The sequence below is a fragment of the Enterococcus sp. AMC1252 genome (assembly GCF_058216515.1).
Window position 1 is genome coordinate 2,755,513 of record NZ_CM177097.1, and the last position, 24,850, is coordinate 2,780,362.

28 protein-coding genes, 1 other RNA gene and 1 pseudogene are annotated in these 24,850 nt (G+C 35.2%); 5 read left to right on the forward strand and 25 right to left on the reverse strand.

The features are described from left to right. Window positions 1–8 precede the first annotated feature (8 nt). The 3 genes from folE to folB are packed head-to-tail and all read right to left on the reverse strand — an operon-like array spanning window position 9 to window position 1,430. Window positions 9–575, reverse strand: coding sequence for a GTP cyclohydrolase I FolE (folE, locus tag AC4BB5_RS13030; protein ID WP_490456549.1), 567 nt, complete (start codon window positions 573–575; stop codon window positions 9–11). A gap of 4 nt (window positions 576–579) precedes the next feature. Beyond that, window positions 580–1,068 carry a 2-amino-4-hydroxy-6-hydroxymethyldihydropteridine diphosphokinase gene (folK, locus tag AC4BB5_RS13035; RefSeq protein ID WP_490456550.1) on the reverse strand — a complete coding sequence of 163 codons (489 nt, stop codon included), beginning with the start codon at window positions 1,066–1,068 and terminating at the stop codon, window positions 580–582. After that, window positions 1,065–1,430: a dihydroneopterin aldolase gene (gene folB, locus AC4BB5_RS13040; protein ID WP_490456551.1), complete on the reverse strand. Its 366-nt coding sequence runs from the start codon at window positions 1,428–1,430 to the stop codon at window positions 1,065–1,067. The genes folK and folB overlap by 4 nt, the downstream gene beginning before the upstream one ends. Before the next feature lie 192 nt (window positions 1,431–1,622). Between folB and AC4BB5_RS13045 the strand changes: the two genes are divergently transcribed. Next, window positions 1,623–2,555, forward strand: coding sequence for an aldo/keto reductase (locus tag AC4BB5_RS13045; protein WP_490456552.1), 933 nt, complete (start codon window positions 1,623–1,625; stop codon window positions 2,553–2,555). Between the two features lie 211 nt (window positions 2,556–2,766). On the opposite strand, the gene AC4BB5_RS13050 is transcribed toward AC4BB5_RS13045, so the two are convergent. From AC4BB5_RS13050 to AC4BB5_RS13085, 8 genes and pseudogenes are all read right to left on the reverse strand, one after another. Beyond that, window positions 2,767–4,527 (reverse strand): choline/carnitine O-acyltransferase, encoded by a 1,761-nt coding sequence (locus AC4BB5_RS13050; RefSeq protein WP_490456553.1) that lies wholly within the window; start codon window positions 4,525–4,527, stop codon window positions 2,767–2,769. A gap of 124 nt (window positions 4,528–4,651) precedes the next feature. After that, complete coding sequence (gene dtd / locus AC4BB5_RS13055; RefSeq protein WP_490456554.1) at window positions 4,652–5,098, reverse strand: D-aminoacyl-tRNA deacylase; 447 nt, start codon at window positions 5,096–5,098, stop codon at window positions 4,652–4,654. An 11-nt stretch (window positions 5,099–5,109) separates the two neighbouring features. Beyond that, window positions 5,110–7,323 (reverse strand): RelA/SpoT family protein, encoded by a 2,214-nt coding sequence (locus tag AC4BB5_RS13060; protein WP_490456555.1) that lies wholly within the window; start codon window positions 7,321–7,323, stop codon window positions 5,110–5,112. Window positions 7,324–7,719: 396 nt separating this feature from the next. Further along, the gene (locus AC4BB5_RS13065; protein WP_490456556.1) at window positions 7,720–8,367 is read right to left on the reverse strand and encodes a beta/alpha barrel domain-containing protein; all 648 of its coding nucleotides are present in this window, start codon (window positions 8,365–8,367) and stop codon (window positions 7,720–7,722) included. A gap of 17 nt (window positions 8,368–8,384) precedes the next feature. Next, complete coding sequence (locus AC4BB5_RS13070) at window positions 8,385–9,134, reverse strand: 16S rRNA (uracil(1498)-N(3))-methyltransferase (RefSeq protein ID WP_490456557.1); 750 nt, start codon at window positions 9,132–9,134, stop codon at window positions 8,385–8,387. 1 nt (window position 9,135) lies between these two features. Then, a complete protein-coding gene (gene prmA, locus AC4BB5_RS13075) occupies window positions 9,136–10,083 on the reverse strand; it encodes a 50S ribosomal protein L11 methyltransferase (protein ID WP_490456558.1) in 948 nt (315 codons plus the stop codon). A 14-nt stretch (window positions 10,084–10,097) separates the two neighbouring features. Beyond that, entirely contained in the window at window positions 10,098–10,583 is a 486-nt protein-coding gene (locus AC4BB5_RS13080; RefSeq protein WP_490456559.1) for a DUF3013 family protein, read from the reverse strand. After that, window positions 10,537–11,218, reverse strand: a pseudogene (locus tag AC4BB5_RS13085) (DNA-3-methyladenine glycosylase). The gene AC4BB5_RS13080 and the pseudogene AC4BB5_RS13085 overlap by 47 nt, the downstream one beginning before the upstream one ends. A 168-nt stretch (window positions 11,219–11,386) precedes the next feature. Between AC4BB5_RS13085 and AC4BB5_RS13090 the strand changes: the two are divergent. The 4 genes from AC4BB5_RS13090 (at window position 11,387) to AC4BB5_RS13105 (ending at window position 13,855) form a co-directional block, all read left to right on the forward strand. Continuing rightward, window positions 11,387–12,676, forward strand: a complete 1,290-nt coding sequence (locus AC4BB5_RS13090) for a replication-associated recombination protein A (protein WP_490456560.1) — start codon at window positions 11,387–11,389, stop codon at window positions 12,674–12,676. Window positions 12,677–12,738: 62 nt separating this feature from the next. Next, window positions 12,739–12,932: non-coding RNA, 6S RNA (ssrS, locus tag AC4BB5_RS13095), on the forward strand. Window positions 12,933–13,001: 69 nt separating this feature from the next. Continuing rightward, complete coding sequence (locus AC4BB5_RS13100) at window positions 13,002–13,280, forward strand: hypothetical protein (RefSeq protein WP_490456561.1); 279 nt, start codon at window positions 13,002–13,004, stop codon at window positions 13,278–13,280. A 98-nt stretch (window positions 13,281–13,378) separates the two neighbouring features. Then, a complete protein-coding gene (locus tag AC4BB5_RS13105) occupies window positions 13,379–13,855 on the forward strand; it encodes a universal stress protein (protein ID WP_490456562.1) in 477 nt (158 codons plus the stop codon). Window positions 13,856–13,910: 55 nt separating this feature from the next. Here the strand turns inward: AC4BB5_RS13105 and AC4BB5_RS13110 are convergent, their stop codons facing one another. The 14 genes from AC4BB5_RS13110 to AC4BB5_RS13175 all read right to left on the reverse strand — a co-directional run bounded on the left by AC4BB5_RS13110 (window position 13,911) and on the right by AC4BB5_RS13175 (window position 24,768). Beyond that, complete coding sequence (locus AC4BB5_RS13110; protein ID WP_490456563.1) at window positions 13,911–15,098, reverse strand: acetate kinase; 1,188 nt, start codon at window positions 15,096–15,098, stop codon at window positions 13,911–13,913. Window positions 15,099–15,124: 26 nt separating this feature from the next. Continuing rightward, window positions 15,125–16,132: a class I SAM-dependent methyltransferase gene (locus tag AC4BB5_RS13115; RefSeq protein WP_490459070.1), complete on the reverse strand. Its 1,008-nt coding sequence runs from the start codon at window positions 16,130–16,132 to the stop codon at window positions 15,125–15,127. Window positions 16,133–16,402: 270 nt separating this feature from the next. Then, the gene (gene comGG, locus AC4BB5_RS13120; protein WP_490456564.1) at window positions 16,403–16,735 is read right to left on the reverse strand and encodes a competence type IV pilus minor pilin ComGG; all 333 of its coding nucleotides are present in this window, start codon (window positions 16,733–16,735) and stop codon (window positions 16,403–16,405) included. Continuing rightward, on the reverse strand, window positions 16,728–17,201 hold the full coding sequence (gene comGF, locus AC4BB5_RS13125) for a competence type IV pilus minor pilin ComGF (RefSeq protein WP_490456565.1): 474 nt from the start codon (window positions 17,199–17,201) through the stop codon (window positions 16,728–16,730). The genes comGG and comGF overlap by 8 nt, the downstream gene beginning before the upstream one ends. Beyond that, window positions 17,167–17,490, reverse strand: coding sequence for a competence type IV pilus minor pilin ComGE (gene comGE / locus AC4BB5_RS13130; protein WP_490456566.1), 324 nt, complete (start codon window positions 17,488–17,490; stop codon window positions 17,167–17,169). Before comGE ends, comGF begins: the two co-directional genes overlap by 35 nt. Next, window positions 17,465–17,917: a competence type IV pilus minor pilin ComGD gene (gene comGD, locus AC4BB5_RS13135; RefSeq protein ID WP_490456567.1), complete on the reverse strand. Its 453-nt coding sequence runs from the start codon at window positions 17,915–17,917 to the stop codon at window positions 17,465–17,467. The genes comGE and comGD overlap by 26 nt, the downstream gene beginning before the upstream one ends. After that, window positions 17,914–18,198: a competence type IV pilus major pilin ComGC gene (gene comGC, locus AC4BB5_RS13140; RefSeq protein ID WP_490456568.1), complete on the reverse strand. Its 285-nt coding sequence runs from the start codon at window positions 18,196–18,198 to the stop codon at window positions 17,914–17,916. The genes comGD and comGC overlap by 4 nt, the downstream gene beginning before the upstream one ends. Continuing rightward, window positions 18,195–19,241 carry a competence type IV pilus assembly protein ComGB gene (comGB, locus tag AC4BB5_RS13145; protein ID WP_490456569.1) on the reverse strand — a complete coding sequence of 349 codons (1,047 nt, stop codon included), beginning with the start codon at window positions 19,239–19,241 and terminating at the stop codon, window positions 18,195–18,197. The genes comGC and comGB overlap by 4 nt, the downstream gene beginning before the upstream one ends. Next, window positions 19,195–20,157: a competence type IV pilus ATPase ComGA gene (comGA, locus tag AC4BB5_RS13150; RefSeq protein WP_490456570.1), complete on the reverse strand. Its 963-nt coding sequence runs from the start codon at window positions 20,155–20,157 to the stop codon at window positions 19,195–19,197. The genes comGB and comGA overlap by 47 nt, the downstream gene beginning before the upstream one ends. A 560-nt stretch (window positions 20,158–20,717) precedes the next feature. After that, complete coding sequence (locus tag AC4BB5_RS13155; protein ID WP_490456571.1) at window positions 20,718–22,049, reverse strand: APC family permease; 1,332 nt, start codon at window positions 22,047–22,049, stop codon at window positions 20,718–20,720. Between the two features lie 141 nt (window positions 22,050–22,190). After that, the gene (locus AC4BB5_RS13160) at window positions 22,191–22,901 is read right to left on the reverse strand and encodes an L-ribulose-5-phosphate 4-epimerase (protein WP_490456572.1); all 711 of its coding nucleotides are present in this window, start codon (window positions 22,899–22,901) and stop codon (window positions 22,191–22,193) included. Then, on the reverse strand, window positions 22,891–23,751 hold the full coding sequence (locus AC4BB5_RS13165; protein WP_490456573.1) for an L-ribulose-5-phosphate 3-epimerase: 861 nt from the start codon (window positions 23,749–23,751) through the stop codon (window positions 22,891–22,893). Before AC4BB5_RS13165 ends, AC4BB5_RS13160 begins: the two co-directional genes overlap by 11 nt. 5 nt (window positions 23,752–23,756) lie before the next feature. After that, the gene (locus AC4BB5_RS13170; RefSeq protein WP_490456574.1) at window positions 23,757–24,395 is read right to left on the reverse strand and encodes a 3-keto-L-gulonate-6-phosphate decarboxylase UlaD; all 639 of its coding nucleotides are present in this window, start codon (window positions 24,393–24,395) and stop codon (window positions 23,757–23,759) included. 73 nt (window positions 24,396–24,468) lie between these two features. After that, window positions 24,469–24,768, reverse strand: a complete 300-nt coding sequence (locus AC4BB5_RS13175) for a PTS sugar transporter subunit IIB (protein ID WP_490456575.1) — start codon at window positions 24,766–24,768, stop codon at window positions 24,469–24,471. Window positions 24,769–24,850 lie beyond the last annotated feature (82 nt).

Sequence of the window (24,850 nt, forward strand, 5' to 3'; positions counted from 1 at the left end):
CCCATCCTCTATGATTCGATTGCTCTTAAAAAATCGTTTTTGTGTTCTCTATCAGCTTTGAATATGCCTTGATAGTGGAAGGTTTTTGTTAGGCTGCTTGGTGATTTAACTCCCCGCATCGTCATACACATATGTTCAGCCTCGATTGCTACAGCCACTCCTTTAACGGGGATGTGCTCAACAAGCTTGTTTGCGATCATGATCGTTAAATCTTCTTGTACACTTGGCCGTTTCGCACAGTATTCTACCAATCGTGGTAATTTGCTTAAACCTAAAACTTTATTCTCATTAGGAACATAAGCAATATGTGCTTTTCCGTAAAAAGGCAATAAGTGATGCTCGCACATAGAATAAAATTGAATATCTTTGACCAGTACCATATCGTCTTCATTCATACTATCAAATAGAGCATAGTCGTCAAATTCTGGTGCTCTCAAAGAAGAAAATACTTCTTTATACATTTTTGCTACTCGAGTTGGTGTATCTTTAACACCTGCTCGATTCGGGTCTTCACCGATTGCACTTAGAATTTGTTTTACTGCCTGCTCAATTGCTGCTAGTTGTTTTTCATCCATATTCTTACCAACTTTCTTTACTAAGCCAAACTTCTGCTTGATTCCCTGTACTTGCAATCAACTCTTCAAAAGTTTGCCCTTGGAATGTAGTATCCGAATAAACGTCTCTTAATGGCACTAACACAAATGATCGCTTAAGCATTTCTTTATGAGGAATAGTCAGACGTTCTGTTGCTACTTCTTCATCACCCATCAGTAAAATATCAATATCCAGGGTTCTAGGTCCCCAATGAATCAATCGTTCTCTACCTAGCGCTTTTTCAATAGCTTGAGTTTTTTCTAACAATTGAAGAGGTTCACACGTTGTATTGATTTGAATCACAGCATTATAATAATTTTCTTGCGGAACATCTCCATATGGTAATGTTTCGTAAAGTTTTGATTTTTTTAGTACTTGAATTTCACTTTCTTGATCCAGCAGCTCGACTGCTTTTTGTAATGTTTTTAAGCGATCACCTAAATTACTTCCCAAAGCTAAATAACTGATCATCATATGAAGTCTCGTTCCATTTCAATTTCAATATTATCAAATACACCGGGCATGGGAACGCTATATTTTCGAACACGAATAAGAGCGCTTTCTAATTTTTCACCGTGCTCAGCTTCGATATCATCTAAAATAGCTGAAGCGACAGCTTCTATTAAGTTGTAAGAATGAGTTGTTAAGCGTTCGGCAATTTGATCATTCACTTCCGCATAACTAACGGTGTCATTTACATTATCCGTCTTACCAGCCTGATCTAATGACAATCTTAATTCAACATCAACTTCTAATTGTTGCCCTAAAACTCGTTCTTCTGGTAAAACACCATTTTTAGTGTAAAACTTCATATTATTGATTCTAATTTTTCCCAATTTGCTCCCATCCTTCAACTATTTAATCACTGATACACTCAGTTGCAACTATTATACTATAGAAAAGCAATAAAACTTTAGCTTTCTGCTTTTTAAGACATTTTGTTACAAAAATTCTGATCATAAGAGAAAAAACTATCTTCTTTCTCTTTAATCAACTACACTAGGATTAGAAAGTCAGGAGGAATCATAATGACAGAAAAGGTTCAAATAGGGAACACAAATGTTTATTCAACGCCACTTGGATTAGGTTCTAATGCCGTTGGCGGTCATAATTTATTTCCAAATCTAAATGATAATACTGGTAAAGAAATCGTTCGTACTGCGTTGACTCATGGTATCAACCTGATTGATACAGCTTTCGCCTATGGAATGGGTCGTTCAGAAGAATTGATTGGTGAAGTGTTAAAAGAGTTTGACCGTAGTAAAGTAGTTATTGCTACAAAAGCCGCTCATGATCCTGCTAATGCTAGTAGATTTAATAATACCCCTGAGTTTTTGACTCGTTCTGTTGATGAAGCACTAAAACGACTTCAGACTGACTATATCGATATTTTTTACATTCATTTTCCAGATGAAACAACTCCTAAAAATCAAGCTGTTAAAGCTTTGCAAAAGTTAAAAGAAGCTGGAAAAATCAAAGCAATTGGGGTTTCTAACTTTAGCTTGGAACAAATTAAAGAAGCAAACCAAGATGGCTATGTTGATATTGTCGAAGATGAATACAGCTTGATCCATCGCGAAGCTGAAACTGAATTATTGCCTTATCTTAGAGACAATAAAATTTCTTTTGTCCCTTATTTTCCATTAGCTTCTGGCTTGTTGACAGGTAAATATGAAAGTAACGTAACGTTTCCACCTGAAGATTTACGTAGTAAAAAAGCAGATTTTCAGGGTGAACGTTTTAAATCAATTATTGAAAAAGTGAGTCAACTTAAATTGATTGCATCTGATTATAATGCTAGTGTGGCAGAAATCGTACTTGCTTGGTACATCAAAAATCCTTTTGTTGATGTTGTCATTCCTGGTGCAAAAAAAACAGAACAAGTGGTTAATAATGCCAAAGCGTTGGATGTTCATCTAACAGAAGAAGACTATCAACGAATCGATAGACTATTTAGTTGAGTTAAAAAAGATGTTACTCCCCCTACTGTCTATTCGTAATTAGGTCGTGAAACAAAAGTGGATTTCACTTTTGTTTCACGACCTCTTTTTATCTATTTAATGATGATGTAGCCTATCGTGGATAATATCAAAACCTGTTGAAGCCCTATTATATCGAGAGAACACGAAAATCGTTCTATTTATTATTTGTAGTATTTTTATGTTTGTTTTGCTAAATCCCTAAAAGATCTATTAAAGAAATCAGTGCACTAGAAATTGCTTCAAGTAGCTGAATTGCTTCATTTTCATATGTTTTTTTAGCTGAGATAGTCAAAATCACTCTTTCATCTAGAATGCCATAATAAATTCCAAACCCTGTTTTATTGACTGGTCCAAAGCTAAATGATTCTAACAAATCGTAAGGAATTCCAGTAGTAGATATAAAATCTTCACCTAATACTTTAAGAGCATCCGCACCGAAAAAGTTCGCGCCCTCCTCTGGATTAAGAGCCATTTTCTGCAAACCAAACAAATGACGTTCTAACCCCTTACCATTTTGACATTGGATGATCCGCTCAGAATGAGCCGTTGCAGCCTCAATGAATAATTCTATTAATTGTTCCTTAGATGTTGGTTCTATTTTGTTATAGAATGCTTCTGCAAACTTTTTTTTCTCTTGACTTACTGAACGAGCAGATTCCGTTCGACCTTCATAATACATACGCATTGCAACTGGTTCATAAACGGATTTCAACCTACCAAAAACTTTCTGCTGTGCCATTGTCAAGGCAATATGAAAAAAGGCATCTGGACTTACTTTCGCTTTTTTCATCCGTTCTTTCCCAATTTGCGAAATATCTCGGTGTTTGAGTACATACGAGTTATTCTCAATTTCTACAAGTTTTTGGGCTTTTTCTAAAGTTTTGATCATTTGCTTGTCCAATAACCATTCAAATGGTTGGACAAACTCAGAAGAGCCTTTTTTAGTATTTTCTTGTTTCAACTTATTAAACGGCTCAAAAACTTTAGTCAATAAATTTAAGGTTGGAACACCATCAATTGCTGTATGTTCCATATTAAAACCAATATGACCATTTTTTGTAATAACTGCCTGTGTCGTTTTTGCTAGAAATTGATGACTTGTATTCAGTAAAACATCGGTGATTCGTCCCTCTTTTGTCTCATCATCTCCATCTGAAAAGCTCAAAATAAATAAGGCATCTTCAATTTGTTTGAGATTTTTCCTGTTCAGCTCCTCTTTGTTGAGCTGTTGATAAATCAAATTCGATTGTTCTCTTCCAACACCTGTTAGATAAGGAAGTAGATTCTCGCCTTTTTTTGGGACCGTTTCAAGTGAAAGAATATAATTTAAACTCGCCAATATTCGTTCAAATGAATAGCGTTCTCCTAAATCATTTGTCACGTTTAGACGGAAGTAGATACCGTTTACAAATATCACAACATAAATTTCAGCGGCTTTTACTTCTCCTCTATAAAAAGAATCTCGCTCAGTTCCAGCTATTCGGCAACTTTTGAAAAAATTTAAATAGAATGACATATCGACATTTTGATTATTTCTTGTATATTCGATTGGATATGTACCATTCGCTAAGCTCAGGTAAATATCAGTCATTTGATAAATCAACTGAGCCGCTCGCATTTCTTTTGATTCAACCTGGTCATAATAACGCTCATCGATCATCAAAGCAAAATTTGACTCACTTTGTAAATAACCCCGACTCTCTAAATAACTTTCTTCCCAAAAAGGAGCTAACCAACTTCCAGATTGAGTGTTTGCATACTCAACCAAATCCTTTTGTAGTAGTAGTCCATCAGATACACTAAATGCTATAGCTCTTTTTTGAAAATCTTTTAGTTCGTCTAATGTAACCAATGGTCGCAACCAATCACTTAATGCGACGAGGGTTTCATGTAATTCTGGTACCGGTAATTTTTTTAACTTTGATATTAGTTCTTCTTTATATTTTTCCATCTTACACCTCAATGATCACTTTACGCTCATTATACCAAGTATTTGCCTTTCATATGCCTTTTTTTTATAACTTAAAAAAAAACATCACTCTTACTGCTATGCACTGTAAGAATGATGTTTTTGATTATTTATCGTTTGTATCAATAATGATCGTTACGGGACCATCATTGATTAGCGAAACGGCCATGTCTGCACCGAATTCACCTGTTTCGACAGGAATATCCAGCTCTTTCAGCTGTGTATTGAACAAATCATATAAAGGAATTGCCACTTCAGGTCGAGCTGCTTCTATAAAACTAGGACGGTTGCCTTTTTTAGTGTCTGCATACAATGTAAATTGAGAAACACTTAAAATACTTCCTTGAATTTCTTGGATACTCAGATTCATTTTACCGTCACGATCTTCAAATACTCTGAGTTTGCTAATTTTACGAACCAAATAAGCCACATCTTCTGCGCTATCTGATTGATGGATACCAAGTAAAATCATAAATCCTTGGCTTATTTTCCCTACACTTTTTTGATCGATCGTCACTTCAGCTTGACTGACTCGCTGGATGACTGCTTTCATAACTCTTCCTCCTAGCCATTGGTTCGACGAACGTTATAAACATCCGGTATGTTCTTGATTTTATCAACGATTGTTTTTAAATGGGCTAGATTTTGGATTTTTACCGTCACATGGATCATTGCCATTTTATTCTTCGTTGGTTTTGCTTCTACGCTAACTAAATTTTTGGTCATTGAACTAATCACTTGTAGCACATCATTCAATAAACCACTACGATTGTACCCGTAAATCTCTAAATCCGCATCGTATTCTTTATTCGAATTATCAGTATCTTCCCATTCCACTTCGATCAATCGTTGGGCAAGTTCTTCTTGATGCTGAACGTTAGGACAATCTGCTCTATGAATTGAAACGCCACGGCCTTTCGTAATGTAGCCGACAATTTCGTCTCCTGGCACTGGATTACAGCAACGGCTGATGCGGACAAGTAAGTTTTCAACTCCTTGAATCACAATCCCGCCTTCATGACGAACTTTCATTTTATCTGATTCTTTTTTGACAGGTTGTGTCATCAATTCTTCAGCTTCTTGTTTTTGACGTTCGATTTCTTGTTCTTTACGTTCTTTTTCAGTTAAGCGATTAAAGACTACTTGAGCACTGATTTCACCATACCCCACAGCTGCATAAAGATCATCTTCTGTTTGGAAATTAAAACGATCCAAAGCTTCTGCCATTTTGGCTTTTCCTAAGAATTCTTTTGGTGCAAAACCATGTTCAATCAAGTATTTACTGATTGAATCATGCCCTTTAATAATATTGACTTCTCGATCTTGGATTTTAAAGAATCGTTTGATTTTGTTTCGTGCCTTACTTGTTGCTACCATTTTTAGCCAATCTCGGCTGGGTCCAAAAGAATTTGGTGAGGTCAAAACTTCAATGATATCACCATTTTTCAGTGTATAATCCAATTGAACCATTTTCCCATTAACTTTAGCACCCGTGGTTTTATTTCCAATTTCTGTATGCACACTATAGGCAAAATCTAATGGTCCTGATCCTTTAGGCAATTCTGTTACTTCACCAGTTGGGGTGAAAACGTACACCTTATCACTGAAAATATCCCCTTTAACGCTTTCCATAAACTCAGAAGCATCGTAACTTTCATCTTGTAGTTCAAGGATTTCTCGGAACCAGCTTAATTGTTTTGTATCATTATCTTCATCAACTTTTTCAGTTTTTCCTTCTTTGTAAGCCCAGTGAGCTGCAACCCCAAACTCAGCGATTTGATGCATTTCATGGGTTCGAATCTGTACTTCTACGGGGTTCCCTTTAGGCCCGATAACCGTGGTATGGATAGACTGATACATATTCGCTTTAGGCATGGCAATATAATCTTTAAAACGTCCTGGCATCGGTGTCCATTTTGTATGAATCGCACCTAATACAGCATAACAATCCTTAATGGAATCCACGATAACTCGGATAGCCAATAAATCATAGATTTCATTAAATTGCTTTTTCTGATCTTTCATTTTGCGATAGATAGAATATATATGTTTAGGACGACCATAAATTTCAGCATAGATATCTAAATCTTCTGTAGCCAAACGAATGTCTTCAACTGCTTCTTCAACATAGGCTTCACGTTCATCCCGTTTACTTTGCATCAAATTAACGATTCGATAGTACTGGTTTGGATTGATGTAGCGTAATGCCGTATCTTCAAGCTCCCACTTAATGCGGCTAATCCCTAAACGATGCGCAAGTGGCGCATAGATTTCAATCGTTTCTTGTGCAATTCTGCGCTGTTTATCTTCACGTAGATGTTTCAATGTCCGCATATTATGCAAACGGTCAGCCAATTTCACCATGATCACACGTAGATCTTGAGCCATTGCCAATAACATTTTCCGATGATTTTCGGCTAATTGTTCTTCATGTGATTTATATTTTATTTTTCCAAGCTTCGTCACACCATCAACTAACATTGCAACATCTGCTCCAAATTCATTGGATAAATCTTCAAGTGTTACATCAGTATCTTCTACTACATCATGTAAAAAACCTGTTGCAACCGTATGTGGGTCCATCCGTAATTCAGCTAAAATTCCTGCCACTTGGATTGGATGGATAAAATAAGGTTCACCTGATTGTCTAACTTGGCCTTCATGTGCTTTTTCAGCATAATCACATGCTTTTTGAACGAAAGCAACATGTTGAGGTTCCATATATTTTGACACGAGTTTAATAACTCCTGGTCCTGTCATAATTTCCTCTTTTGGCATGGTTCTCACTCCTTTTACTTATGGGTCCGATAACCACTATCTCTATGTCAGCTTTGCTTCCTAGAATAGTGGTACTCCTTTTACTTATGGGTCCGATAACCATTATCTCTATGTCAGCTTTGCTTCCTAGAATAGTGGTACTCCTTTTACTTATGGATCTGACCTTCAACTCTTAGTATAGTAATACTTAGAGAATAAAGGAAATGGTGTGTCTTTTGGACAACTTGTACGGTGTATCGTCGAACCACCTCACGCCTCGTGATTTATGAAAATACTCCTTATGTTTATGTAAATAATCAATTATTTAAAAAAAAGAAAAGCACCACTTGAAACAGTAGCACTTCCAACATCTTTTATTATACTAACATTTTTCTAGATTATCAATTCCTCAAATTGTTAATTCCATTTTGAAATTAAAGGTAAAATTTCTCGACCATTACTGATTCCAATATATGACGCTCCTGCTTGAAAAAGAAGTTCAATTTCAAGTAAGGTCGGTGCTTTAACATTTACTTGAAATGTCATTCGCCTTTTTCGACCGGTTCTGAAAATGCTCATATCATAGATTGCTTGCTCCATGGTTAAATTCACTCCTAGAGAAATAGCATTGACATTTAACTCTGCAAGATCCATAGTTAACACCTGCTTTTGATTCTCGGTTAAATGACTGCTGTCTAAAAAGAAACCTAAAGCATTTCTTCCAAACGACAACTGCTCTAACGCTTGATAACTCTGATTTCCATGAAGCTTTAGCTGCTCAGGCGCCATAGTCACAAAAACATCCGATGCCCCATCTCTATATAACTGCCCTGTTTCAAACGCTTTTTTTGCTAAAGTTCCACCACCAAGCGGAAAATCAACAAAACTGCCTACTTGAATCATCGTTCCAGTTAACAATTGTTTTGCTCTTGCAACATTATAAGGTAAAACAAAAATTGAACGAACAGGAAATTCTTTTAAAAAAATAATCTCTTCTGTGAACTGTTGATCTGTAAATGACGGATCCATTAACATAATTGAAAGTTTTTGTAACTCTAACTCCATAAGTAGCCCCCTAAGTCTCACACTAATTCAAATTGATAACTAATGGCGCTCAATACGTACAAAGGCGCCGTTTCCGCTCTTAAAATGCGCGGACCTAATCCGCAAATGATACCACCCTGTTCTTGAAACTCCGCTATTTCTCTAGGTGAGAAACCACCTTCAGGTCCAAAAATAATCAAGAGTGATTTCCCAGCAGTTAATTCCGAAAGTGCCATTGCAAAACGGCTGCGTTCCCCAATTTTTGCAGACTCTTCATATGCAACCAGCACTTTATCATAATTAGAAAAAACATCAATCAACTCTTGTTCTTTCTCTAATAATACAATATCTGGTGCAAACTGACGATGAGATTGCTCGGCAGCTTCTGTCGCAATTTTTTTTAATCGCTCCGTCTTTTTTACCAATTTTTTATGATCCCATTTCACAACGGATGATTTAGCTGGAAACCCAATAAATTTATGGCTGCCAAGCTCAGTTCCCTTTTGAACGACCCATTCTAATTTATCCCCTTTTGGATAACCGCAAGCGATCGTAACATTAATTGGCAGTTCTTTTTCAGCTTGTTCTTTACTGATTTCTTTTAAATAAACCGTATCTTCAGTAATATCAGTGATTTCAGCAATGATTGCTAAACGATCACTAAACGCTAAGAAAACCTGCTGTTTTGGTTCCATCCGCATCACTCTTACGATATGATGATAGTTTTCTCCCATGATTGCATATTGTTCTTTCGCTTCATAAGGATCAGTTAAAAAGTAGCGTTGCATCTTACTCTTCCTCTGTTTTCTTTAGAATAATTGCGTACCAATCACCTTGTTGGAAAATTTGATCCACAAGAAAGCCTGCCTCTGTCATTTTTTCTAAAATCATAGCTTTCTTCTCATGAATAATTCCAGAAACAATCAAGGTACCATCATTTTTCAATAATCGCCATGCATCTTGGATCATCAATGTAATGATATCAGCCAAAATATTCGCTACAATCACATCTGCTTTGATTGTTACTCCTTTTAGCAAGTCATTAGCAGAAACATGAACATCACTTGCAATCGGATTCATGTCCATATTTTCCTTAGCTGCAGTCACTGCAACATCATCTAAATCATAGGCATAGACTTCCTTTGCACCTAGATATTTACTGGCAATACTTAATACACCTGAACCAGTCCCGACATCCAGCAATGTTTCTTCACCTCGTAAAACAGTTTCTAAGGCTTGCAAGGTTAAACGTGTTGTTGGATGCGTTCCTGTACCAAAAGCCATTCCGGGATCTAATGTAATTATTTTTTCAACCTCATCTTGTGCCTCATACTTTTCCCAACTTGGAACGATTGTTAGAAAACGAGTAACCCGAACTGGATGATAATATTTTTTCCAGGCAGTCGCCCAATCACTTTCTGCTACCTCGCTGACGCTTACTTCATTTTTACCAATTGCCAGTCCAAATTCTGGTAAACGAGTGATGCTTTCTTTGATAAAGGGTAATATTTCCGGCAGGAACGTTGTTTCAGGGAAATAGGCCATTACTAAAGCCCCCTCTTTGATGTGAGTGAATTGTTCTTTATCTAACAATTCACCGTAAAGATCACTTTGAAAATTTTCCACGTCTAAAGAGTCTTCGATGGCCACACCACTGGCTCCGGCTTCCATCATAATATTTGAGATAGCTTCAACCGCTTCGCTAGCTGTTTCAACTTTTACTTCCGTCCACTTCATACAATCACCTCTTCTTAATAGCTAGGATAAGCGATATACACATCGCCATCTGTTTTTTGATACTTTTGCACCAATGTTTCAAAGTCCTCATCCGACCACTTCAGTTCAAATATTTCTTGTTCTTCGTCTGTCAAGAAGTCTAATAAATCACTTTGCCCTTCTGTCAATACATCGTTTAAATACGTAACGAAAGCATCCAGTACAGACTGTTTGATTCCTTTTTTTCCTTCATAAGGAATTACAGCCAGATACTCGTCTTTATCTAAACTAGTTTTTTCAGGGCTATAAAATAAAATACCATCTTCAAATTCAATGATCTCTTCTTCTGAAACAGTCCCTTTAGCATCATCAATTTGTGCCTGAGCTGCATTTTCAGCAAATAATCGGAAAACAACTTCAATAGAATGATTTCTCGTATTCCAATCAAGCGCTACATCATATTCTGTAATTTTTTTAGTAATTTGTTGATCTAAATAAGTTAACATCGTTGCTTTTTTCATTTAGTTTCTTCCTTCCAGCCAAAGGCTTTTTGATCGATATCACTTCTTTTTTGTTTAGAAATATAAGGATTACCTGAAACAGCGTACCTTAATGGTAATTCAGTCCAAATTCCTTTATTAGGAATTCCTATTCGGGGAAGTGAAATAATTTCCTTTGGTATTTTTCTTTTTTCTGGAACAATTCGTAATGAGCTGTCAAAGATCGATTGCCCATACAATTCTCTATCGATACCTAAAGCAGCTACCAACTTACCAGGTCCATTAGATAACTCGATTCCATTTCTTCCTTTACGATTTGCTTCCATTTTTTTGATTCCTTTAACAGGCTCAATAGCGCGAATCATGACTCCTTGGGGCTTACCTTTTGCTTGAGTCACCATATTTAAGATCAGGTGGGTATGCATTGTGTATAAATAAATCGTTCCCGGCTTCTCATACATCGCTTTTAGCCGTGGAGTGTCCCGCAAGCCAAAACTATGAGCCGCTTCATCTTCAGGTCCAAGGTAAGCCTCTGTATCCACAATATAACCTGCAAGTATACCAGATTCTGTTTTATGTTCTAAGTACATACCTAACAAAAACTGAGCGATTTCTTCCGTTGATTTTGTATTAAAAAAATTTATCGTTTCATTCATTATTTCTCACCATCTCCTATAATACACGAATCTAGGTCTATTATCCATTGAAATAACAAACGATTAGTAAGATAAATCCTTATTTTTATTAGCAACCCTCGCTCTAAAACAAACATACGTTCTTTATGGTATAATAGATAAATAAAGAAGGAAAAAGGAGGTCCAACGATGCAAAAACCATTAGCTTATCGTATGCGACCACGTAATTTAGATGAAGTCGTTGGCCAACAACATCTTGTTGGTCCTGGGAAGATCATCCGCCGTATGGTAGAAGCTCGCATGCTTTCATCCATGATTTTATATGGTCCACCAGGTACTGGTAAAACAAGTATTGCTAGTGCGATTGCAGGCTCTACAAATTATGCTTTCCGCCTGTTAAACGCAGCAACTGATACTAAAAAAGACTTGCAAATCGTCGCAGAGGAAGCCAAAATGAGCGGCACGGTAATCCTATTACTAGATGAAGTTCATCGTTTAGATAAAACAAAACAAGATTTTCTACTGCCACATCTTGAAAGTGGCCGAATCATTATGATTGGAGCAACAACTGAGAATCCGTATATTACAATCAATCCAGCAATCAGAAGCAGAACACAAATTTTTGAAGTCAAACCACTGAATGAACTAGATATTCAAAAAGCAATCAAAGAAGCCTTATCAGATAAAGAGCGTGGCTTAGGAGAATTTCAAGTTGACCTAGAAGAAAAAGCACTACAGCATTTATCACGTGCAACAAATGGTGACTTACGTAGTGCCTTAAATGGACTGGAACTTGCTGTAAAATCGACGCCTGAAAATGACGATAAAAAAGTTGTTATTACCCTTTCAATCATTGAAGAATGTGTACAACGTAAAGCTTTGACCCATGATAAAAACGGCGATGCTCATTATGATGTGATATCGGCTTTCCAAAAATCAATTCGCGGTAGCGATGTTGATGCTGCTCTTCATTATCTAGCCAGATTAGTTGAAGCTGGTGACCTACCGATTATTTGCCGTCGTTTGATGGTCATTGCTTATGAAGATATTGGATTAGGAAATCCAGCAGCTGCAGCACGTACGATAACGGCTGTTCAAGCTGCGGAAAAACTTGGTTTTCCTGAAGCACGTATTCCACTTGCCAGTGTTGTTATTGATTTATGCCTGTCACCAAAATCAAACTCAGCCATCAGTGCTATTGATGCGGCCTTAGCTGATATTCGTGAAGGAAAAGCTGGAGACGTTCCTGATCATTTACGTGATAGTCATTATTCTGGTGCTAAAGAGTTGAATCGTGGAATCGGCTATCAGTATCCTCATAACTTTGAAAACGCTTGGGTAGATCAGCAATATCTCCCAGATAAGATAAAAAATGCTCGTTATTATGAACCAATCGATACTGGAAAGTATGAACAAGCATTACACCAGCAATATCAGAGAATACAAGACTGGAAAAAGGGAAAGAAAAAGAAAAAATAATTCGCTTTCAAATCAAAGCGCTCTCGTTGCTGTTTGCTTTATGTTGTGCTATTATAAAGATGGTAAATCTGTGATGTACGCGTTGTCTTTTTTGTGTGTTGACCGAACATTTTATTGATATCTAGGGATCCTTCTGGTACCTAAGCTGGTAACATGCCTTATCATTTGGTAGTTCAAAGCTGTCAGTCGTGGAACCCACCTGCTTTGTTTGCGGGTTCAATACTATAGGACGAATAACGGCATCGACGGATTTTACCATTTTTATTTAGATTACCGAACAATTTGCGAAGTGCAAATTGTTTTTTATTTGATGGAGGTTCAATACATGATTCGCACACTTATTTTTGTTTCTGTAGCATTATTAGTAATAATTGGTTTTTATCTATTAAAGAAAGCAACTGTTTTTCTACCAATCATGCACAACGGTGAACCTGATGAAAACAAACAATTTTTACGACAGTTTGGTGTTTTTTATCTGATTTTAGCTGCTATTGGTATCTTGGTTGGTATCTTTAATTTAAAGTTTTTTTCATTGTTTTATATTTTTAGTTTACTTGTGATTTCTGCTGTGTTTAGCGTTATGTTTGCCAAGAAGATTCTATAACAGTATCTTCTTTTTTATTTTCCTTTTTTCCAGTTTTGTTCTACAATTAAACTATCAAGAATGATTTATTTTAACCTATTTGAAAAGGAGTGGTCACAATGTTACAAAATTATCGTAAAATCATGGTTGCTGTTGACGGGTCATCTGAGGCAGAATTAGCTTTTCAAAAAGCAATGAATGTCGCTATGAGAAATGACGCAGAATTGCTACTAGCTCACGTTATTGATACACGGGCGTTTCAATCCGTTTCTTCATTTGATGGTGTTTTGGCTGAACAAGCAACAGAAATGGCAAAACAAACACTTGATGGATACAAAAAACAAGCTAAAGAACATGGCTGTGAAAAAGTATCTAGCATCATTGAATATGGTTCTCCAAAACCGTTGATTGCAAAACAGCTGCCACAAGACCATGAAGTTGATTTGATTATGTTAGGTGCAACAGGTTTAAATGCTGTTGAACGATTATTCATTGGATCTGTTTCTGAATATGTTATCCGTAATGCCGCTTGCGATGTATTAGTCGTTCGAACCGATTTAAATAATAAAATTCCTGTTGAAAAAGAGGAACAATAACTTATTAAATAAAAAAGCAACCCGATTTTTATCGAGTTGCTTCTTTTTTTAATCTTTATTTTCTTAAACGCTCAACATCACGAGCAATCATTAATTCTTCATCCGTTGGAATTAATAATACTTTAACTTTAGAATCATCTGTAGAAATCACTGATTCTTTTCCACGAACATTATTTTTCTCATCATCTAGTTCACAACCAAACCAAGTCATGCCTTTGATTACTTCACTACGAACATGTGAGTCGTTTTCACCGATTCCGGCAGTAAAGACGATTGCATCCACACCGTTTAAAACAGTTACGTAACTACCGATGTATTTACGAATGCGGTCTGTAAAGATATCGTAAGCTACTTGAACAGCTTCTTTATCCATGTTTGCTTCTAAGTCACGCATATCACTAGAAATACCAGTTAAACCAAGTAAACCTGATTTTTTATTTAAAATGTCAATCATGTCTTTGATATCAGTTAGTTCAAGCTTTTCCATTAGGTAAGCAAGTAAAGAAGGATCAATATCTCCAGAACGAGTTCCCATTGTTACACCAGCAAGCGGTGTGAAGCCCATTGATGTATCTACAGATTTACCACCATCAACTGCTGTGATCGATGCTCCATTACCCAAATGACAAGTAATGATTTTTAATTCTTCGATTGGACGACCAAGCATTTCTGCTGCACGATCCGCAACATATTTGTGGCTTGTTCCATGTGCACCATATTTACGAGCTGCATATTTATCATAGTATTCAGTTGGGATACTATATAAAAAGTTGTGTTTTGGCATTGTTGTGTGGAAAGCTGTATCGAAAACAGCAACACTGATAATATTAGGTAAGATTTTTTTGAATGCTTTGATCCCCATTGCATTTGCTGGATTGTGTAATGGTGCAAGATCTGCTAATTTTTCGATTTTTGTTAAAACTTCGTCATCAATAACAACAGAATCTTTAAAGTCTTCTCCACCCGCAACTACACGGTGACCAACACCTGTAATTTCATCGTAAGAAGCTAAGATATTTAATTCAGTTAATTTATCTAACAACATTTTCACAGCAACATCATGATCGTTGATATCAATGATTTCTTCATATTTTTCGTCATTACCATACTTGATTGTAAAGATTGAATCATTTAAACCAATACGTTCAACGATTCCTTTAGCGATAACTTCTTCAGTTGGCATTTGATATAACTGCCATTTTAAACTTGAACTTCCAGCATTAATTGCAATTGTTTTAGACATAATACTCTCCTCTTTTATCAGTTGTTTTATTTTAAATTTGAAGACTTCCAAGCCTCAAATTGTTGAAAAAATTGTGTAACCTTCACAGGATCTTTTAATGAGCCTAATTTTGCAACAAGCACTTCTTTTGCTTGCTCACTATGCTCACCTTTATTTTGTACAAACAAGATACTTTTTCTTGACTGTACTGATTTAAACAACTCATCTGGCAACTGGATCATGCCTTGTAGATAAACATTTTTTTTCAGCCAATTTTTGAAGAACAAGCTCTGTTCTGTCTCTAAAATATTGGTTGGTATCAAAAATAGTCCATAGCCATCAGGTTGAACAAATTTCATCGCCTGTTCCATCAACAAGTGATGGGCATAACTGTGACCTTCTTCTGCTGCTGAATCAAATTCTTTGGCTTTTTCATCGTTTGGATAGTAACCAATCGGTAAATCACTGATTGCTACATCAACAGGGTCGACAAGTAAATCCTGTAATCCATCTTGATGGAATAATTGGATAGCAGCCTTAGTCCACTCGTTATTTGTGGCTGATACTGCAAGCAGTGTATCATCGATATCTACGCCAAAGCCTTGAACCGAATACTTCGCAATGTTCAAGTTAAGGACAGTTGTTAACAAAAGATTCCCCATACCTGAAGCTATATCTAATATCTTTAGCGATTGCTCTGGTCTGTATAGTTGCTCAATCAAATAAACAAATAAGAAGCCTATACTATCTGGTGTTAGTTGATGATTTGCCTGTAAGGACTCAGTCTTATTCCCTTTAAGTAAAATCAACTGTGACAAACGTCTAATTTCTTCTGGTTCCAATTCGATTGCTTGTAGTTGTTGATAAATGGTTTTAAGTTTTTGAACAGTTTGCTCATCGGGTACTCCATCTAACACACGTACTTGGTAATTATCAATAATATTTTCACCATTTTCAGTATATGCATCTAGAAAAGAAGTATCTAAAGATCGTTTAAGTAATCCGATAGCCTGCTCCATTAAACCGAAAGCCTTTTCTATTTTCTCAGGGAACAAAAGAAACACCTCAATTTCCATCTATAGTATAACAATTTTCATACCTGTTCTATTTTAACGAAAAACTAGACAATAATCAATCAATTTCCTAATAATATTTGTAAATCAATGAACGCCTCTTAGTTGCATCTAAATAATAAACTGATTATCATAATTTTTATATAAAAAACGAAGCTCTGTATTAGTTTTTTTTATTTTAGTTTGATACACGTTTCACAAATTTTTAATTATCGTTATTTTGCTTTTCAATTACTTCCATTAAATGCTCACTTAATTCTTTGTCTCTTTCTGATAGACTTCTTGAAATTTGTAAGTTGTCTGATTTACATGAACGATAAAATTTATTGTTGACTGATCATATTCATACTGTAATAAACCTGTTGAATAACTTAACTGACAATTTTTTTCAAGCGTTCGCAGTTCTTGTTTAACATCAGAAAGAAACATACTCACCATTGTTTTAGCGACATAGTAATCTCTAGTCTTTTTCGTAAATCGTTGCGTTAGTTGAAAATCTTCCAAAACTAACATAAAAATAAAACTGAATAAAAAAACAAACAGTAATGCCGTAAATAAAACTCCACCTTTATACCTTCTATTCATGTTCATGCTCCTGTGTAATAATCCATTTAGCCATAACCTTCAAGTTATTTTCAAGAGTTACATTTATTACGATAGACTTACCTTTCTCAATAAAATGGACCTGTTTTACTCCAACCAGAAGAGGATGATAGCCACCATTTTCAACTTTTACAATTTTACCTAATTTATGTTCAATCCAGACGCTTTTGTTATTCTTTTTATTTCTAAGAATAATTTTATTTTCTTGTGTTTTTTCATACTGACAATTCTTCAACTCGTTTTCTAATTGAATCACAAATACGTGCCATTCTTTTCCCCATTCATTTTTTAAATGATTGGTTACCACAGTAGCATTCTTAATTGAGGTGGAAAAAAGCATACATATCATGGATAGTAAAAATAATGCAATCAAACATTCTATTAACGTAAATCCTAAAAATTGGTTTTGTGTGTCACTCCTTTTTAATTGTAAATTTCTCTTTTCCATTTATAATTTCCACCTCAACCATCTTATTACCAATTTTATTAAAACGTAGTTGATATATCTTATTTTCAAAATGTACAGCCCTAACCACCGGCCCTCCATGATTTTCGTAATATTTCATCTCTTCATATAACACTCTTTGAAGTAATAATTGATCAGATGCTTGTTTATTTTTTTTTAATAAAAACGTGTTTAATGAAATATGACTTCCGATTACTAAACAAATAACACCTAGTGCAATAAGGCTTTCAAGCAAAATATAACCATTATAATAACTTGATTTTTTTAACATAACGACCACTCCCCAATTGAAATTGGAATTCGATCAACCGTTTTTTTTCTGCCCATGAAAAAGAAAATTTTGATAGTTTCCCATTATTTCCAGATCCATTTTTGAAGGTGATCTTATCTGGCCCAACTGCCTTTAGTGCTACCGGGATGTCCACTATTGTTTCTTCCATAATACTTTCATTTTTAGGAATCAAAAAATTGAGTTGTTGGCTATGCTCATAAAAAATGACTTGTGTATCTATCGCACTTACAACAGCCATTTGCTGTGTAAGGAGTATTTTCTTTTCAAAAGAGGCTAAAAACTGCTCAACTTCCAACATCTTTTTCCAGTTTCTTATGGTTAATGTTGGAAGCATTATAAAAATCGTACAAATAAATACAACTAGCAAAGATTCTATTAAAGTAAATCCTTTCATATTCATTATCATTTTTTACTTTCTTGATATTTGTCATATTGTTCTTGCGTAATATATTCTTCATTCAGCAATTGATCAACAGTAGGTGTTTGATTTTTTTCCATAATATAAAGATCGATTTGTGTCTCGACTATTTTTGCAATCGCATCATTTCCTTTTTTATCAACACCTTCTTTATGTTTTGAAAGATTTGGTACAAATAACAGAATTAAGACAGAAATTATCAGCAGTACGACAAGCATTTCCAGTAAGGTAAACCCATTATAATTTATTCTTTGTTTTTTCTTTTTCACAAAAATTCCTCCATTCCACCGTAAATTGGTAATAACATTGCTGCATAAATACTAACCACCAACAACGCAACCACTAAGAAAATAATTGGTTGGATCCATTGAATCATTTTTTCCATTCGCTTAAAAAAACGTTGCCAACAGAGTTCACTGTACAAAATCAGCTCTTTTCCTAAGTTCCCTTTGACTTGTCCTTGTTGAATAATCAAAGATAGCTCAGGGGAAAAGAAAGAAAACTTTGGTAATTGTTCATAAAATGTTTGTCCTAGCATCGATTGTTCCTCAATCACTTTAGCTAATTCACTTATCAATGATCGCTGACCTGTTGTCTGCATCAATTGAATGATCATTTTGATTTCCAAACCTTGAGAAAATAACTTGCCCCATTCAAGCGCAAAAAAAGCTGAATTATATTCTTTATAAAAATTCCCTAAAAAAGGTAGCCTAGCAATAAACATTGCTCTTTGTAAAAAAGTTTTTCTGCTCAGATACATACGAAGTACTACAATAGAGACTACTAAACCAACTATAAATGTCAGGATAAAATAAGGGCTTTGCTGAATAAAGCGAATACCTATATTATCTGCTTGAATCGTTCCATTTGTCATCAATTGAGGTAAAAGTATTTGGCGAATACTGATCAAAACAACCGTCAAAAAAAGTAATAGCAGTACAGGATAACTGATAACTTTGTAAAAGTTTTGCTGTTGTTTATCAACAATTTTCATGTGTTCCTTAATCTTATTTAGTGTTCCAGCTATATCTCCATGTGTTTGAGCAAATTCAATTTGAGTAATAATCGTTGTCTTAAAACCAATTTGAGCTAAACCGTCATTTAAAGACTCTCCTCTTTCCATAGCTGTAATTAAGTAGTTAATTGTTTCTTTTGAGATTGAACGAGATTTTTTCATAAATGCCAAACTTTCCTGAACTGTAAATCCGTTACTTAATAAATCTGCAAGTAATTGGATAAATAATTGTTGTTGTTGTTTTGACAGCTTAATGCTCTTTTTCTGTCTCAAATGTTTGATCGTCGATAAATCCATATGCCCAAACCTTTCTCAAATCTTTCGTCCACTTAGATGTCATTTTCTTAGAAAATATATAATCCATAAGTAGTCCATTGATTTCTTCTTCATTATTCGACCGAAACGGTAGTAATCTTTGATAAATGATCCCAGTCACACATTCAACCATTTCTCTCTGTTGAATGCCTAATTCAGCTAATCGTTCATATACTCCAGTAATACTCCTTGCATGAATAGTGGCAAATACCGTATGCCCTGTAAGTGCTGCTCTAATTGCTGCTTGCGCTGTAAGTCCGTCTCGTATTTCTCCAATAATCAAAATATCAGGTCGATGACGCAAGCAAGCCTTAATCAATGCATCATATGTTAAATCAATTTTAGTATTAGTCTGTAACTGCAAAAAAGTCTCTTCTTCGATTTCAACTGGATCTTCGATTGTGATTACTTGTTGAAATTGATCTGTTTCTTTCGCCAATTTATACATCAATGTTGTTTTTCCAGAGCCAACTGGTCCACAAAACAAATGTAAACCGCGGCGCCTAATGTAGCTTCTAACAATCGTTAATTGCTGCGGTAAAAAATAATTTTCCTGACTATTTCCAAAAACATGTAAAAAACGAATAACTAAACTCTCTCTCTGTCTAAAATCACCAACTGTAGATAACCGTAATCGTATTTCCTTTTGGTTGATTGCATACGTTGCAGCTCCAACCTGAGCTTTCCTTCTTTCACCAACATCCATACTGCCAATAAATTTAAAATGGAAAATTAATTTTTCTCCCTCATGTTCACTTAGTTCTTTAAAAATAACTCGACTTTTTCCTTTCCTTGCAAAGACCTGGATTTTATTCTTAATAGGCAAAATATAGATATCCTGTATACACTCCGCTACGCCCCATTCAATTAATTTAAGTGAAAACTCTTTAATATCCATCCATTCCCCTCCTTATAGTAATATACGCAATTAAATAAAAAATTATTGTAAAAAAAACCTAGAACAAAACATTTTAAGTTTTGTTCTAGGTTTCATAATAAAATAAAGAGTTTAATAGCTTATCTATTGAAGAATCTTTTCTAAATTCATTTAAGTTACATTAGCTTATTATTTGTTTACACTGATATACTGGTGAAAACAAATAAGCTATGTTCATTTACTTTCACTACTTTTTAGCTTTTACAGTAAAAAATAAAGCTGTAAATGTTGAAAAATCAGCACTTACAGCTTTACCAAGAGTTCTGATGCACTATCTTCCCCAAAATAGTTTATCGTTTTGATATATCCATTATACTAAAAAATTGACCAGAATAACTTTCAGAAATTGTTAATATTATTAAAATTTTTGAGAAAAAGGAACTCCTGCCTAAAAGGGTTAAGCAGGAGCACTGCTTTATCTAGTGACAAAGACTTAGATCAATACTATTATATCAAATTATTCTTGATTATTTTCTCAATCTCTTAGTATAAAGTGATAAGTTTTTGACAAAAAATAAAAATCAGTTGATTTTTGACTCATTTATTTTGCTGTTGATCATATAAACTGGAATTCCCAATAAGGTCACTCCGATACCAATACTAGCTAATAGTGTTTGTGTGAACAATGTAGTGATCAAGATGAATAGACCTCCAAAAATTGCTATAACAGGAATTATTGGATAAAAAGGAACTTTATAAGGACGAGGCAATTCAGGTTCTTTTTTTCTCAAAATAAATACTGCCAAAAAAATCAATAGACTAAATAGCCACATAACAAAAACTAACATGTCCGTTAACAAATCAAAACTGCCAAAGAACATCATAATTGCTGCGACAGTATATTGAAAGATTCCTGATACATAAGGAACAACATACTTCTTAGATAATTTCTGGAACTGCTGACTAAAAGGGACCATCCCCTCCAATGCTAACGCATAAGGAACTCTAATCCCCGTCATCGTGTAACCATTTAATGCACCATAAACAGATACCAATATACCAATTGTCACTAACTTACCGCCAACCGAACCAAATATTTGATTAGAAGCTTCGGAAGCTGCATTTAAATTTCCAGAAAGCTGTTCAATCGGTAGCGTTTTAAGGAAAACAAAATTAATTAAAACATAAACAATCGTAATGAATGTCAATCCAAAAAATATTGCTTTGGGTAAATCTTTTTCTGGTTGCTTCATTTCGCCAGCTACAGCACCAACGCCTAACCATCCATCATAAGCAAACATTGTTGCCAATAACGACCCACTAAGTGCTTGAATAAAACCATTATTTCCACCAGTTTTTACAGGAAATAGTGAAACTTCCACATCCGTTGGCACCAAGAGCCCAACTAATACAATCAAAGCTATAGGGAGCATTTTTATTATTAATGTAAATGATTGTAAATTTGCAGCCAATCTAGTTCCTAGCAAATTGACTATAGTTATACTTAAACCAGTTCCTAACGCTATCGGTATAAGAAAGTCATTAGACAAATGAAATAAGTGAATAAATTGCGTACTAAAGATAATTGATAATGCGGCAATATTTGCAGGAAAATAAATTACACTTTGTGCCCATCCTAATAAAAAACCTGGTAACTTTCCGTAGGTGTATTCAATATATTTGACTGCGCCTCCCGTTTTTGGAATAGCCGTAGCTAATTCAGCACTTGTCAAACCCGCACATACAGTTAAAATCCCCCCTAATATCCAAGCAAAAATAGTTAAACTTGATGATTGAGCAAAACTTACTACACTTGCTGTTTTAAAAAAAACACCTGCCCCAATAACAGTTCCCATAACTGTTGAAAAAGCGCCAAACAGTGAAATTTCACGCTTTAATTGATTCTCGTTCATGCTTATCCTCGTTCTCTCTTTTAAGTTATTTTCTAGTATAACTTTTTTGAATTTAAATTCAAGCAATTCACAAAAATAAAAAGTACAGATAAAGCCCATATCAGACTTATCTGTACTATTAAATGAAAACACTTTGTCCTTTTAAATTTGCCCATAATATGCATTTGAACCGTGCTTTCTAAAAAAATGTTTATCTAAAAGGTATTGGGGAATTGGTAGTACAGTATCATTTACAACTTCCGTTACGCATGCCATCTCCGCTATCTCATCTAATACAATACTATTTTCCACAGCTTTTTTAGGCGTTTGCCCCCATGTAAAGGGTCCATGACCATAAACTAGAATCCCAGGAATTGCCAGAGGATCAAAACCTCCTTCTTCAAAGGTTTCAATAATTACTTTCCCTGTTTCAACTTCATATGCAGACTCTACTTCTTCAAACGTCAATTGGCGAGTGCAAGGAACAACACCATAAAAAGTATCCGCATGAGTCGTACCGTATGCCGGTATCTCTCGACCTGCTTGTGCCCATGTTACTGCATTTTTTGAATGCGTATGTACCACCGAGTTTATTTCCTTAAAAGCCTTATATAACTCAACGTGTGTAGTTAAGTCAGATGAAGGCTTCATCCCTTCCTCTAATACATCCCCATTTAAATCAGTCACAACCATGTCTTGTACTTGCATTGTTTCGTATGGAACACCACTGGGCTTTATCACAATCAATCCCGCTTCCCGATTGATTTCACTGACATTTCCCCAAGTAAGTTTTACTAAGCCTGCTTCTGGTAAGGCTAGATTCGCAGCAAAAACTCGTTCTTTCATCTCATTGATCAATACTTTATTTGTCATTATATCCTGCCTCCTTCAAGTAAGGAAATAGAAATGCTTTTGCTTGTTCGATTTCTTTTTCAGGCGTTTGGCTATTTTCACTCCACATTTCAATTAGGAAAGGTCCATTATATTCCAATCGTTTTAAGGTCTTGAAGCAGCCTAAAAAATCAACACAACCTTCTCCAAATGGAACTTCTTTAAACTTACCAGGAAACTGTTCAGTTACAGCTAAAGTATCTTTTAAATGAATCGCAGAAATCTGATCGATTCCGATTTCTAATTCATAGCCAACATCATTTTCTGGCCATGCTGATAAATTACCAACATCAGGGTATACTTGTAAATATGGTGAACGAATCTGCTCTTTGATTTTTAAAAATTTAGAGATAGAATTAATAAACGGATCATCCATAATTTCTATTGATAAGACAATTTCTTTAGCAGCAGCCATCGCAACAGATTTTTTTAAATTCTCAATGAAGTACTCTCTAGACGTTAATGTTTTTTTTTCATAATAAACATCATAACCTGCTAATTGAATCGTCCGTACACCTAAGTCTGAGGCCAAATTTATTGCTTTTTCCATCAAAATCAATGCTTCCGTTCTTTTATTACAATCCTCTGAACCAAATGGAAAACGCCTATGTCCACTCAAACAAATCGATAATATTTTAATACCAGTCTCATGAATCGCTTCTCTTACTAATTTTCGCTCTTCTTTTGTCCAATCTAACCTTTGAAGCCGTGCATCTGTTTCGTCAATAGACATTTCGACAAAATCAAAATCTAATTTTTTTGCTAATAATAAACGCTCTTTCCAAGTTATATTTTTAGGGAGCGCTTTTTCATAGATTCCTATTGTTGCCATAAGCATTACCCCCAAATACGTTTGATTTCATCTTGAAAATCCTGTGCAGCTTTTTTAGGATCAGTAGACGCTGTGATACCGCGCCCTGTAATAAACGTGTACACATCAAGGTTTTTGAATAATTTCAAAGTTTCCACATCCAATCCGCCAGTAACAGAAACTCTAAATCCCATCTCAATTAGCTTTTTCACTTTAGTTAAATCTTTTTCTCCCCATGTTTCGCCTGCCAAAAGCGCATCTCGGCTCTGATGATAAATGGCTTGAGAAATACCTGCATCTAGCCATTTCTGTGCCTGCTCATATGTCCAGTCCCCGTACAGTTCAACTTGGACTTCTTCCACTTCCTTCGCTGCTGCTTTCATCGTTGGAATCGTTGCGCAACAAATGACTGTCATCCAGTCAGCCCCAGCTTCCCGACAATTTTTTGCCACAGTGCCACCTGCATCGGCACATTTAGTATCTGCAACTACTTTTTTATTAGGATACAACGCCCGAATACAGCGAACAGCTTCTACACCAGCTTGTAAGCAAAGGATTGTTCCAACTTCTACAATATCTACGATTTCACCTACTGCTACTACATCTTTGATTGCACTAGCTAAATCAGAATGATCTAAGGCCACCTGCAAATTAGGTCTACTCATTTATTTCTCTCCCTATCTTTAAGTTTCATTAACAGGGTGGAAAAACTACCCACCCTGACTACGTTCTCTATAATTATTTAAATTTTGAGGCCAGTTCCGTTTCTTGCACACGTTCACTAATTTCTTTAGCGGACATCACATTTCTTACACCGACAACTGTAACACCTTTCTTTTTAGCATCATCAAACATATTCAAAAAATTCATTGGACAAAAAACAACATCATACTGCCCAGCTGTACTTTTTCCTTCTGAAATCGCACAATGATGAATATTTGTAATGTTAAATCCCAACTCTTTCAACGCTTTTTCTACACTTTTTTTCATCATTAAACTTGTTCCTGATCCATTTGCACATGATACTAATACTCTCATTTTAATTTCCTCCTAAATGTAAAAACTGAATGAGCTCAGTCAGCCTTGACAGAAAAATAGGCAAATACATTTATGACCTTTT